This is a genomic window from Enterobacter sp. EC_50 (assembly GCF_019584525.1).
Taxonomy (GTDB): domain Bacteria; phylum Pseudomonadota; class Gammaproteobacteria; order Enterobacterales; family Enterobacteriaceae; genus Enterobacter; species Enterobacter roggenkampii.
In genome coordinates this window covers 18,137-29,964 of sequence record NZ_VDAF01000037.1, presented here as the reverse complement: position 1 = coordinate 29,964, position 11,828 = coordinate 18,137, and the positions used below count along the sequence as shown (strand labels likewise).

At 55.4% G+C, this 11,828-nt stretch carries 14 protein-coding genes and 1 pseudogene; 11 read left to right on the top strand and 4 right to left on the bottom strand.

Going from position 1 to position 11,828, the window contains the following annotated elements; all coding sequences use genetic code 11:
* On the bottom strand, positions 1–83 hold an 83-nt coding region (locus tag FHC48_RS23590; RefSeq protein ID WP_225517502.1), incomplete at its 3' end, for a hypothetical protein.
* A 159-nt stretch (positions 84–242) separates the two neighbouring features.
* Here FHC48_RS23590 and FHC48_RS23585 point away from each other — a divergent pair.
* A pseudogene (locus FHC48_RS23585) lies at positions 243–406 on the top strand (regulator).
* Positions 407–546: 140 nt separating this feature from the next.
* On the opposite strand, the gene FHC48_RS23580 reads toward FHC48_RS23585, so the two are convergent.
* On the bottom strand, positions 547–1,128 hold the full coding sequence (locus tag FHC48_RS23580; protein ID WP_059361977.1) for a GIY-YIG nuclease family protein: 582 nt from the start codon (positions 1,126–1,128) through the stop codon (positions 547–549).
* Between the two features lie 123 nt (positions 1,129–1,251).
* Here FHC48_RS23580 and FHC48_RS21690 point away from each other — a divergent pair, with 123 nt between their 5' ends.
* Entirely contained in the window at positions 1,252–1,506 is a 255-nt protein-coding gene (locus tag FHC48_RS21690; RefSeq protein WP_131641656.1) for a hypothetical protein, read from the top strand.
* 204 nt (positions 1,507–1,710) lie between these two features.
* On the opposite strand, the gene FHC48_RS21685 is transcribed toward FHC48_RS21690, so the two are convergent.
* A complete protein-coding gene (locus FHC48_RS21685; RefSeq protein ID WP_008503440.1) occupies positions 1,711–3,396 on the bottom strand; it encodes an aspartate:alanine antiporter in 1,686 nt (561 codons plus the stop codon).
* Positions 3,397–3,669: 273 nt separating this feature from the next.
* On the opposite strand from FHC48_RS21685, the gene FHC48_RS21680 reads away from it, so the two are divergent.
* Positions 3,670–4,044 carry an inner membrane protein YbjM gene (locus tag FHC48_RS21680; protein WP_025912901.1) on the top strand — a complete coding sequence of 125 codons (375 nt, stop codon included), beginning with the start codon at positions 3,670–3,672 and terminating at the stop codon, positions 4,042–4,044.
* A 35-nt stretch (positions 4,045–4,079) separates the two neighbouring features.
* On the opposite strand, the gene FHC48_RS21675 is transcribed toward FHC48_RS21680, so the two are convergent.
* Positions 4,080–4,349, bottom strand: coding sequence for a GrxA family glutaredoxin (locus FHC48_RS21675; protein ID WP_006809455.1), 270 nt, complete (start codon positions 4,347–4,349; stop codon positions 4,080–4,082).
* Positions 4,350–4,534: 185 nt separating this feature from the next.
* On the opposite strand from FHC48_RS21675, the gene nfsA reads away from it, so the two are divergent.
* From nfsA to FHC48_RS21635, 8 genes are all read left to right on the top strand, one after another.
* Positions 4,535–5,257, top strand: a complete 723-nt coding sequence (gene nfsA / locus FHC48_RS21670) for a nitroreductase NfsA (protein ID WP_008503442.1) — start codon at positions 4,535–4,537, stop codon at positions 5,255–5,257.
* 69 nt (positions 5,258–5,326) lie between these two features.
* A complete protein-coding gene (rimK, locus tag FHC48_RS21665) occupies positions 5,327–6,229 on the top strand; it encodes a 30S ribosomal protein S6--L-glutamate ligase (RefSeq protein ID WP_021240931.1) in 903 nt (300 codons plus the stop codon).
* A 63-nt stretch (positions 6,230–6,292) separates the two neighbouring features.
* Complete coding sequence (locus FHC48_RS21660) at positions 6,293–6,769, top strand: YbjN domain-containing protein (protein ID WP_003858385.1); 477 nt, start codon at positions 6,293–6,295, stop codon at positions 6,767–6,769.
* A 351-nt stretch (positions 6,770–7,120) separates the two neighbouring features.
* Positions 7,121–8,233 (top strand): spermidine/putrescine ABC transporter substrate-binding protein PotF, encoded by a 1,113-nt coding sequence (potF, locus tag FHC48_RS21655; protein ID WP_008503444.1) that lies wholly within the window; start codon positions 7,121–7,123, stop codon positions 8,231–8,233.
* A 98-nt stretch (positions 8,234–8,331) separates the two neighbouring features.
* The gene (potG, locus tag FHC48_RS21650; RefSeq protein WP_021240929.1) at positions 8,332–9,465 is read left to right on the top strand and encodes a putrescine ABC transporter ATP-binding subunit PotG; all 1,134 of its coding nucleotides are present in this window, start codon (positions 8,332–8,334) and stop codon (positions 9,463–9,465) included.
* Positions 9,466–9,475: 10 nt separating this feature from the next.
* Positions 9,476–10,429: a putrescine ABC transporter permease PotH gene (gene potH / locus FHC48_RS21645; RefSeq protein WP_021240928.1), complete on the top strand. Its 954-nt coding sequence runs from the start codon at positions 9,476–9,478 to the stop codon at positions 10,427–10,429.
* A complete protein-coding gene (gene potI / locus FHC48_RS21640; protein ID WP_008503447.1) occupies positions 10,426–11,271 on the top strand; it encodes a putrescine ABC transporter permease PotI in 846 nt (281 codons plus the stop codon). Before potH ends, potI begins: the two co-directional genes overlap by 4 nt.
* Positions 11,272–11,336: 65 nt before the next feature.
* Positions 11,337–11,810 carry a YbjO family protein gene (locus FHC48_RS21635; protein WP_021240927.1) on the top strand — a complete coding sequence of 158 codons (474 nt, stop codon included), beginning with the start codon at positions 11,337–11,339 and terminating at the stop codon, positions 11,808–11,810.
* Positions 11,811–11,828 lie beyond the last annotated feature (18 nt).

Genomic DNA, 11,828 nt, shown 5'->3' with positions numbered 1-11,828 from the left:
GTGGGCCAGTTGGTTATTTTGAACTTTTGCTTTGCCACGGAACGGTCTGCGTTGTCGGGAAGATGCGTGATCTGATCCTTCAACTCAGCAAAAGTTCGATTTATTCAACAAAGCCATTGATAGGAAGAAATGGCGCGTCAAAAATGTAAGCGTTCCCATCAACCATTATCAGTTTTGTTTCCATTTATGTACTTGTCCCGTTTACAAACGGCTCACCACAAGCCAGTAGGAGGTGTTGCACCATGACCCCTAATATTACAATTTCTTGAACAAACTGCACGTCACTATGGAACGCTATAGCGAGCTAACTGGGCTGCCTGTTGTCACCCTAAACGACATACCAGCAGATGGTCGATTGCCTCGTCATCGCCTGCATAAAGATAATGAGAAATGCTGCCTTTGGTAAATCTGTACGGCTATGTTGTCACACCTTAATGCACAAACTTGAATGGAATACCTGAACAGTTAACGTAATACTTATGGTTTGCCGCCTGGGCTGTGCCTTTTATTTGGTGCAACTGCGCAACGGCGGTCTTCCTGAGCCGATTATTCTACCCTCACAGCTTGCTCAACAATCTCCACGACCTTACGTCTGCTAAATCCTGTTTCGTTCGCAATCTCCATCAGTTTGGCTTCTGCCATAGCTTTGCTGCGCATTGCTGAGAGCGTTGGCTTAAAAGGATGAGTGTTACCTTGAATGTTTAATGGGAGCGGAATACTTCTTATCAACGCTTCTTCCAGCACCCAAGGTTCTTCGTCTGCTACCCAGTATACTTTTGCATTCTGTTCCATCCAAAGATCGAGCCATTGTTCCCCAGCATGGGTAAATGTCGTTCTGTTTCCCCTTCCAACACGACGGAGGGGATAATTGCTTACTGCCGCAAGCAAAACACCTAGCGTTCGTCTCAGCGTAGAGCCTTCGGCATTTCCGCTGTAGTGAGTTTTGATACGTGTTTTGAGATTGGCTCTACTATTAGGTTTCCCTTTTTTGTCGGGAGAAATACCCACATAAAGCAGAGTTAGCCCATCATGAGTTAGGCAACCTTCTGTTGGAACGCCCGGCGGGATTTCTTTGAACCACCAAAAATAGACTCCGTTGATGGCGGGAACGGGTGTTGGTCGACTCATAACTTCCGTTCTGTTAAATGTCTTGTCAGGATAAAAATTGAACACTGATATTCTCCGCGCTGATTTATCCGGGTATTTTATGGGATCATCAACTGGGATTGCTTGATTTACTTAGGGGAAGATATGAGTTTAAAAGTGACGACACAGCAGGTGGATACCTGGAAGAAACGTATTCAAAGGGATGGGTTGAAAGGTTCGACCTACTTTTGTCAGCAGAGTGGTGCTGTCTGGGTATCTGCATCCGTTGACCACCAGGCAATATGCCAGCGCGTTTTAGGGCAAGATTCGGGAACAAGCTCTCTGTCGAGCTACCTTCGCTGGGATGATGTAAGTGCGGTTGATCTGGTTGAACTGCTATATGCGATTGAAACGGCGTAGGAAGGCTTTGCCTATGGCTGTTCGCCACAAGGCACGAACTTCAGACAACAAAAAACCCATCAACCTTGAACCAAAACGGCGGGGTTGATGGGCTCCACAAATTGGGGACATCAAAGAAAAGCAGTGGCACTAGTTATGACTGCCCCTTGATAAAAAAGTTCTGCGCGTAACGAAAATATTTTCCGCCACGCGCATTCTTAGGAGTTATCCGAGTCCGGGCCAGATGATGATAATCAGCGTACCCGCCAGTGTCAGCAGCACGTTAGCGATAGCATACGTGCCCGCATACCCCAGCGCCGGGATGTTGCTGCGCGCGGTGTCGCTGATGATTTCCATAGCAGGCGCACAGGTACGCGCCCCCATCATTGCCCCGAAGAGCAGGGCGCGGTTCATGCGCAGCACGTAGGCGCCGAACAGGAAGCAGATCACCACCGGCACCAGGCTGACGATAAGTCCGGAAACCAACATCTGCCAGCCGACGGCGCCGAGGCTGTGACCAATCCCGCTGCCCGCGCTTAAGCCCACGCCCGCCATAAAGACCATCAGACCGAACTCTTTCACCATGTTCAGCGCGCCCTGCGGAATGTAGCCGAAGGTCGGGTGGTTCGCTCGCAGGAAGCCCAGCATGATCCCGGCGAACAGCAGCCCGGCGGCGTTACCGATGCCGAAGCTAAAGTTGCTGAACTGGAAGGTGATCATCCCGATCATCAGGCCAACGATAAAGAAGGCGCAGAAGGCCAGCAGGTCGGTGACCTGGCTGTGAATGGAGATAAAGCCGATGCGGTCGGCCACGGTTTTTACGCGTCGCGCGTCGCCGCTGACCTGCAGCACGTCACCTTTGTTGAGCACCACGTTGTCGTCGATCGGCATCTCAATCTGGCTGCGGATCACGCGGTTGAGGAAGCAGCCGTGGTCGGTCAGCTTCAGCTGCGCCAGGCGGCGGCCAACGGCGTTATGGTTTTTCACCACGATCTCTTCGGTGACGATGCGCATGTCGAGCAGGTCGCGGTCGAACACCTCTTTGCCGTTACGGAAGCTCGGGTCGAGACGGGCGTGGGCGTCCGGGTAACCGACCAGCGCGATGTCGTCGCCCATCTGCAGCACCGCGTCGCCGTCCGGGTTCGCCAGAATGCCGTTACGGCGGATACGTTCGATGTAGCAGCCCGTCTGGCGGTAAATCCCCAGTTCGCGCAGGTTTTTGCCGTCTGCCCACGCCACCAGCTCTGGCCCGACTCGGTAGGCGCGGATCACCGGGAGATAAACTTTACGTTTGGAGTCGGTATCCAGACCGCGCTCGCGGGCGATTTGCTGGGCGCTGGTCTGCAGATCCTGATGCTGCAGTTTTGGCAGATAGCGTGCGCCAACGATCAGGCTCACCAGACCAATCAGATAGGTCAGGGCATAGCCCAGGCTCAGGTGGTCGAGGGCGGTGGAGAGCTGTTCCCCGGCCATACCGGAGTGGCGCAGGGTATCACCGGCACCCACCAGCACCGGAGTGGAGGTCATCGAGCCTGCCAGCATACCGGCCGTTAGCCCGATATCCCAGCCAAACAGTTTACCCAGCCCTAACGCGATCAGCAGCGCGCTGCCGACCATCACCAGCGCCAGCATCAGATAATTTTTGCCGTCGCGGAAGAAAATGGAAAAAAAGTTAGGTCCCGCTTCCACGCCAACACAAAAAATAAACAGCATAAAACCTAAGTTGAGCGCGTCCGTGTTAATGCTGAAGTGCTGCTGGCCTAATAATAAGGAGACGACTAAAACGCCAATGGAATTACCGAGTTGAACCGAACCCAGGCGCAATTTACCCAGGCAAAGACCCAGCGCCAGTACCACAAATAATAACAGGATGTAATTCCCATTTAACAAGTCTGCGACGTTTATATTCACGGAGGCTAACTTCTTGTTTACCAGTAAGTTGTTGAATGAAAGGACTTTTTGGGCTACTGTTTTTTGGGTCAGGGAAAAGCGTTAACGCTCCCTGTTTCCTGCTTTATTCCCTAAAACATTAGCTGGCGTGTAGTTTAATCGCATTAGCTACTGACAGCTACTGATTATCGCATCACCCTGTGCGTACTTTGGCAAGGATTGCCGCATTGCTTTATCTGACTGGGCGTCTACCCGACGAAAGTGTATTTGATAGAGATAAGTCAGGAGGATAGGTTGAATATGAAACGAAACTGGGCGGGGGTGATCAGCTGCTTTTTGCTGTTCACGGTCGTATGCATGTCGCTTGCTTTTAACGTGAAAGGGGCATTCAGGGCGTCGGGTCATCCGGAGCTCGGGTTGCTCTTTTTTACCCTGCCGGGGGCAGCTGCCAGTTTTCTCTCCCGTAAAGGGGAGGTGGTGAAGCCACTGCTGGGCGCCATGCTGGCCGCGCCGCTCTGTTTGCTGATGATGCGCTTGCTGTATATCTCTACGCGGAGTTTCTGGCAGGAGCTGGCGTGGTTGATGAGCGCTGTTTTCTGGTGCGCCCTTGGCGCGCTCTGCTACTTATTTGTGCGCAGTCTGCTTCATAACCGACGGCACCACAAATAAAAACGCCCTCTCGGTGAGGGCGTCCTTTCATTTCATTACTGGGCAGCAAACAGGCCCAGGTGCTCTTTGGCGTAAGCTTCAAAGTCGGTGCAGCCGCCAATGTGTTTCTGATCGAGGAAGATCTGCGGTACGGTTTCAACCGGCTTACCGACAGTTTTTTCCAGATCGGCTTTGGTGATGCCTTCCGCGTGGATGTCCACATAGCGGAAGTTGAAGTCATCGCGCTCTTCGGTCAGTTTCTCAGCCAGCTCTTTCGCGCGCACACAGTAAGGGCACCCTGGACGACCAAAAATAACTGCAAACATTTCTCTCTCCTCAAAAAAACAAGCCTGACGGCGAATGACACGTATAGTGCCCCATAACCTGTCGTCATTAAAGAAGGTTTCGCCTGTCGTTATAATATCTATGAGCTATGTTTCGCCAATTACACCGCGCATATCATTGCCTATACTGGCTGCCATACGGTTTAAGCAAGATAAAGAGAGACAAGATGACGCCAACCATAGACCTGCTCCTTTCCCATCGTTCCATTCGCCACTTCACCGATGAGCCGATTACCGATGCGCAGCGCGAAGCGATTATTAACAGCGCAAGGGCGACCTCCAGCTCCAGCTTCCTGCAGTGCAGCTCCATTATCCGCATTACCGACCCGGCGATGCGTGAACAGCTGGTGACGCTGACCGGCGGGCAGAAGCATGTGGCTCAGGCAGCCGAGTTCTGGGTATTCTGCGCCGACTTTAACCGCCACCTGCAGATCTGCCCTGAGGCCGAGCTGGGGCTGGCCGAACAGCTGCTGCTGGGCGTGGTGGATACCGCGCTGATGGCGCAAAACGCCTTTACGGCCGCGGAGTCGCTGGGGTTAGGCGGCGTTTACATTGGCGGCCTGCGTAACAACATTCAAAGTGTGACCGACCTGCTGAAGCTGCCAAAACACGTGCTGCCGCTGTTTGGCCTGTGCCTTGGCTGGCCGGCGGATAACCCGGATCTGAAGCCGCGCATTCCTGCGGCGATGCTGGTGCATGAAAACCACTACCAGCCGGTCGATCAGGATGTCCTGAATCACTACGATGAAGAGCTGGCGAATTACTACATGACGCGCGGCAGCAATAACCGTCGCGACACCTGGACGGACCATATTCGCCGCACCATCATTAAAGAAAATCGCCCGTTTATTCTTGATTACCTGCACAAACAGGGCTGGGCGACGCGATAGTCCATTTATCCTGCGCCTGCCTGCGTATATGATACGCAGGCTTTTTCCATGTCTTCAGAGAGGTGCAGGGTGAAAATTGCCATATTGTCCCGGGATGGAACGCTCTATTCATGTAAGCGCCTGCGAGAAGCGGCGGCGAAACGCGGGCATCAGGTTGAAATCCTCGACCCGATGTCCTGCTATATGAACATCGATCCGGCCGCCTCGTCGATTCACTACAAAGGCCGCAAGCTGCCGCACTTTGATGCGGTGATTCCCCGCATCGGCTCCCAGATTACCTATTACGGCACCGCCGCGCTGCGCCAGTTCGAGATGCTGGGCAGCTACCCGCTCAACGAATCCGTCGCCATTTCCCGCGCCCGCGACAAGCTGCGCTCGCTGCAGCTTCTTGCCCGTCAGGGGATCGATCTTCCCGTCACCGGGATTGCCCATTCCCCGGACGACACCAGCGATCTGATCGACATGGTGGGCGGCGCGCCTTTGGTGATCAAGCTGGTGGAAGGCACGCAGGGCATTGGCGTGGTGCTGGCGGAGACCCGTCAGGCGGCGGAGAGCGTGATTGATGCCTTCCGGGGCCTCAATGCCCACATTCTGGTGCAGGAGTATATCGAAGAGGCGAAAGGGCGTGATATTCGCTGCTTCGTGGTGGGTAACGAGGTGGTGGCGGCGATCGAGCGTCAGGCCAAAGAGGGCGATTTCCGCTCTAACCTTCACCGCGGCGGCATTGCCAGAATCGCCGATATCAGCGATCGCGAACGGGAAATTGCCGTGAAAGCGGCGCAAACCCTGGGGCTGGACGTGGCGGGTGTAGATCTTCTGCGCGCGACGCGCGGGCCGCTGGTCATGGAGGTGAACGCCTCGCCGGGGCTGGAAGGTGTGGAAAAAACCACCGGGGTCGATATTGCGGGTAAAATGATCTTATGGATCGAGCGTCATGCGACGCCGGGCTACTGTCTGAAAACGGGTGGTTAAATGGATTACCGCGCGCTTTTTAAGTACCCTATGCGAAGTTTTTATTAAAGAGGCTGCATCGCGATGGATTTACAGGTCGTACCTACACTGGATACGTTACGTCAATGGCTTGATGATGCCGGAATTACGTTCTTCGAATGTGATTCCTGCCAGGCGCTGCATCTGCCTCATATGCAGAATTTCGACGGCATTTTCGATGCCAAAATCGATCTGATTAACGACGTGATCCTTTTCTCCGCGCTGGCCGAAGTGAAGCCCTCCGCGCTGCTGGCGCTGGCTTCCGACCTGTCGGCAATCAATGCCAGTTCTTTGACGGTGAAGGCATTTCTCGACATACAGGATGATAATCTGCCAAAACTGGTCGTTTGCCAGTCTTTATTCTCCGGGGCAGGGCTGTCGTTCAAGCAGTTCGCCTGGTTTATGCGCTTGAGCGAAGAGCAAATTTCCATGGTTATGATGGAAGCCAATGCACACCATCTGCTGTATAGCGCGGAAGATGATGCAGAGAATAATGATGCATCTCCCAATTTTCTTCACTAAGCCTGTCTGACTTTTGCGCAGTCGCTGCCATAGCGGCTGCAGAAGGCCATTTTTTCTGCTGCTTTTAACCTTTCTTTAAAGAATTATTCACCTCCCTGAAGGCCGTTTCGGCTTATCACGTAGACTTAACCTGCATAGAAAATTGATAAAAGGCGTTTTTTCGTCTGGGCTATAGCCGGGGACACGGGCTACAGTTATTCTTGCGATGCTTAAAAAAGCGAGCGGAAGCTGCCGGGTAAAGAGGTTTCTTTTTATTTTGAGCAGAGCGACAAACTATGCATGATTTTTGCATATATCCTGATTGCACAGTTTTAGTTCGTTTGTTAACGAGCTTTCAGAAGGAATAACACTATGATCGCCTTGAATAAAAAATGGTTATCGGGTCTGGTTGCGGGTGCTCTGATGGCCGTCTCTGCCGGCACGCTCGCTGCGGAACAAAAAACGCTGCACGTTTATAACTGGTCTGACTATATTGCGCCGGACACGGTGGCAAATTTTGAAAAAGAGACCGGCATTAAAGTCGTCTACGACGTGTTCGATTCCAACGAAGTGCTGGAAGGAAAGCTGATGGCGGGCAGCACCGGGTTTGACCTCGTGGTGCCTTCCGCAAGCTTCCTGGAGCGCCAGCTGACGGCAGGCGTCTTCCAGCCGCTGGATAAGAGCAAGTTACCGAACTGGAAAAATCTCGATCCGGAAGTGCTGAAGCTGGTGGCTAAGCACGACCCGGACAACAAATACGCGATGCCTTACCTGTGGGCGACCACCGGTATCGGCTACAACGTGGATAAAGTCAAAGCCGCGCTGGGCCCGGACGTGAAGCTGGACAGCTGGGACGTGGTGCTGAAGCCGGAAAACCTTGAGAAGCTGAAAAGCTGCGGCGTCTCCTTCCTCGATGCGCCGGAAGAGATTTTCGCGACCGTGCTGAACTATCTGGGCAAAGATCCGAACAGCAATAAGGCCGATGATTACACCGGCCCGGCGACCGATCTGCTGCTGAAGCTGCGTCCAAACATTCGTTACTTCCACTCGTCCCAGTACATTAACGACCTGGCGAACGGCGACATCTGCGTCGCGATCGGCTGGGCAGGGGACGTATGGCAGGCGGCGAACCGCGCGAAAGAGGCGAAAAACGGCGTGAACGTCTCCTACTTCATTCCGAAAGAGGGGGCGCTGGCCTTCTTCGACGTCTTTGCGATGCCGGCTGACGCCAAAAACAAAGACGAAGCGTATCAGTTCCTCAACTACCTGATGCGTCCTGAGGTTATCGCCCACATCAGCGACCACGTTTACTACGCGAACGGTAACAAGGCCTCCGTGCCGCTGGTGAGCGAAGAAATCCGTAATAACCCGGCTATCTATCCGCCAGCGGATGTGTTCGCCAAGCTCTTCACCCTGAAAGTCCAGGATCCAAAAATTGACCGCGTGCGTACCCGCGCGTGGACCAAGGTGAAAAGCGGTAAATAACCCTTTGTCACAGGCCGGGCAAGCGAAGCGCCCCCGGCAACAGGCGCACCGTTCTGGTGCGCCTGCACCATGATTTGATCTCTACCGGAGAACACCCCGTGAATGACGCGATCCCCCGCCCGCAGGCGAAAGTCCGTAAAGCGCTGACCCCGCTGCTTGAAATTCGTAACCTCACCAAATCTTTTGATGGCCAGCATGCCGTGGACGACGTCAGCCTGACGATCTATAAAGGCGAAATTTTTGCCCTTCTGGGGGCCTCTGGCTGTGGTAAATCGACCCTGCTGCGTATGCTGGCCGGTTTTGAACAGCCCACCGCCGGGCAGATCGTGCTCGACGGCGTGGACCTCTCCAGCGTGCCGCCGTATCAGCGCCCGATCAACATGATGTTCCAGTCCTACGCGCTGTTCCCGCATATGACGGTGGAGCAGAACATCGCCTTTGGCCTGAAGCAGGATAAGCTGCCGAAGGCTGAAATTACCGCGCGCGTGGCCGAGATGCTGAGCCTGGTGCACATGCAGGAGTTCGCCAAGCGTAAGCCGCACCAGCTCTCCGGCGGCCAGCGCCAGCGCGTGGCCCTGGCCCGCAGCCTGGCAAAACGCCCGAAACTGCTGCTGCTTGATGAGCCGATGGGCGCGCTGGATAAAAAGCTGCGCGACCGTATGCAGCTTGAAGTGGTCGATATCCTCGAGCGCGTGGGCGTGACCTGCGTGATGGTCACCCACGACCAGGAAGAGGCCATGACCATGGCCGGACGTATCGCCATCATGAACCGCGGGAAGTTCGTGCAGATTGGCGAGCCGGAAGAGATTTATGAGCACCCAACCACCCGCTACAGCGCGGAGTTCATCGGCTCGGTTAACGTCTTCGAGGGGCTGCTGAAAGATCGTCAGGAAGATGGCCTGGTCATCGAATCGCCGGGGCTGCAGCATCCGCTTAAGGTCGATCCGGATAACTCCGTGGTGGATAACGTGCCGGTTTACGTCGCGCTGCGTCCGGAGAAGATCATGCTCTGTGAGGATCCGCCTGCCGATGGCTATAACTTTGCCGTGGGTGAAGTGGTGCACATTGCCTATCTGGGCGATCTCTCCATCTACCACGTGCGCCTGAAAAGCGGGCAGATGCTCAGCGCGCAGTTACAGAACGAACATCGCTACCGCAAGGGGCAGCCGACCTGGGGCGACGAAGTGCGCCTGTGTTGGGATGCAGACAGTTGCGTTGTGCTGACGGTATAAGGAGCGGCCAATGAGTACACTTGAACCTCCAGCCCGCGTCGAAAAGCCGGGCGGCTTTGCCCACTGGCTGACGCGCATGCAGATGAAGCACGGCCGCAAGCTGGTGATCGCCATGCCATACGTGTGGCTGATCCTGCTGTTCCTGCTGCCGTTCCTGATTGTTTTCAAGATAAGCCTGGCGGAAATGGCGCGGGCGATCCCGCCTTACACCAACCTGCTTGACTGGGCCGACGGGCAGCTGACGCTGACCTTAAACCTAGGTAACTTCCTGCAGCTCACCGACGATCCGCTCTATTTCGAAGCCTATCTGCAATCGCTGCAGGTGGCGGCGATCTCGACGCTCTGCTGTCTGGTGATGGGCTATCCGCTGGCGTGGGCGGTGGCGCACAGCAAGCCGTCGACGCGAAACATCCTGCTGCTGCTGGTGATCCTGCCGTCGTGGACCTCGTTCCTGATCCGCGTTTACGCGTGGATGGGCATCCTGAAAAACAACGGCGTGCTGAACAATTTCCTGATGTGGTTAGGCGTTATCGATCAGCCACTGACGATCCTGCACACCAACCTCGCGGTCTATATTGGCATTGTGTACGCCTATCTGCCGTTTATGGTGCTGCCGATCTACACGGCGCTGACGCGTATCGACTACTCGCTGGTAGAAGCGTCGCTCGATCTCGGCGCCCGTCCGTTAAAAACTTTCTTCAGCGTCATTGTCCCGCTGACCAAAGGCGGCATTATCGCCGGGTCGATGCTGGTCTTTATCCCGGCGGTGGGGGAGTTTGTGATCCCGGAACTGCTCGGCGGGCCAGACAGCATCATGATTGGCCGCGTGCTGTGGCAGGAGTTCTTCAATAACCGCGACTGGCCGGTGGCGTCGGCGGTGGCGATTGTCATGCTGCTGCTGCTGATCGTGCCGATCATGTGGTTCCACAAGCATCAGCAGAAACAGATGGGAGATCGCGGATGAACAACTTACCGGTAGTGCGCTCCCCGTGGCGAATTGCGATCCTGGTCATCGGCTTTACCTTCCTGTATGCGCCGATGCTGATGCTGGTGATCTACTCGTTTAACAGCTCCAAACTGGTGACGGTCTGGGCCGGCTGGTCGACGCGCTGGTACAGCGAGCTGTTCCACGATGATGCGATGATGAGCGCGGTGGGGCTGAGCCTGACCATTGCGGCGCTGGCGGCGACCATGGCGTCCGTGCTGGGCACGATCGCCGCGCTGGTGATGGTGCGCTTCGGGCGTTTTCGCGGTTCGAACGGCTTCGCCTTTATGATCACCGCCCCGCTGGTTATGCCGGACGTGATCACCGGTCTCGCGCTGCTGCTGCTGTTCGTGGCCCTGGCGCATGCCATCGGCTGGCCGGCGGATCGCGGGATGCTCACCATCTGGCTGGCGCACGTTACCTTCTGTACCGCCTATGTCGCGGTGGTGATCGCCTCGCGCCTGCGCGAGCTGGATCGCTCCATTGAAGAGGCGGCGATGGATCTCGGCGCGACGCCGCTGAAGGTCTTTTTCATCATCACGCTGCCGATGATTATGCCGGCGGTGATCTCTGGCTGGCTGCTGGCGTTTACCCTGTCGCTCGACGATCTGGTGATCGCCAGCTTTGTTTCCGGCCCGGGGGCGACGACGCTGCCGATGCTGGTCTTCTCCAGCGTGCGCATGGGGGTCAACCCGGAGATCAACGCCCTGGCCTCTATCATCCTCGGCGTGGTCGGAATTGTCGGATTTATCGCCTGGTATTTGATGGCGCGCGCGGAAAAACAGCGCGTGCGCGATATCCAGCGTGCAAGACGCGGCTGAAGGATTTAAAATTTCCAGTGATGTGCCGCGCATGACGCGGCACTGTTTTTCAGGGAAGTAAAACATTGGGATTATTAAAAAAATCACGTATTACGCACGCGCGTCCTAACGTACCTGCACTGGTTCAGGTGGCGGCGCTCGCCATTATTATGATCCGCTGCCTGGACGTGCTGATGATTCTGAATACCCTGGGCGTGCGCGGCATCGGTGAATTCATTCACCGCAGCGTGCAGACGTGGAATCTGACGCTGGTCTTTTTGAGCAGCCTGGTGCTGGTGTTTATCGAGATCTACTGCGCGTTTTCGCTGGTCAAAGGGCGCAACTGGGCGCGCTGGGTCTATCTGCTGACGCAGATTACCGCGGCGAGCTATCTGTGGGCCGCCTCGCTGGGGTACGGCTACCCGGAGCTGTTCAGCATTGCCGGTGAATCCAAACGCGAGATCCTGCGCGCGCTGTTTATGCAAAAACTGCCGGACATGCTGGTGCTCTGTCTCCTCTTCGTTCCGGCCTCCAGTCGGCGGTTCTTCCGCCTGCAATAATGTGTATAATCGCAGCCC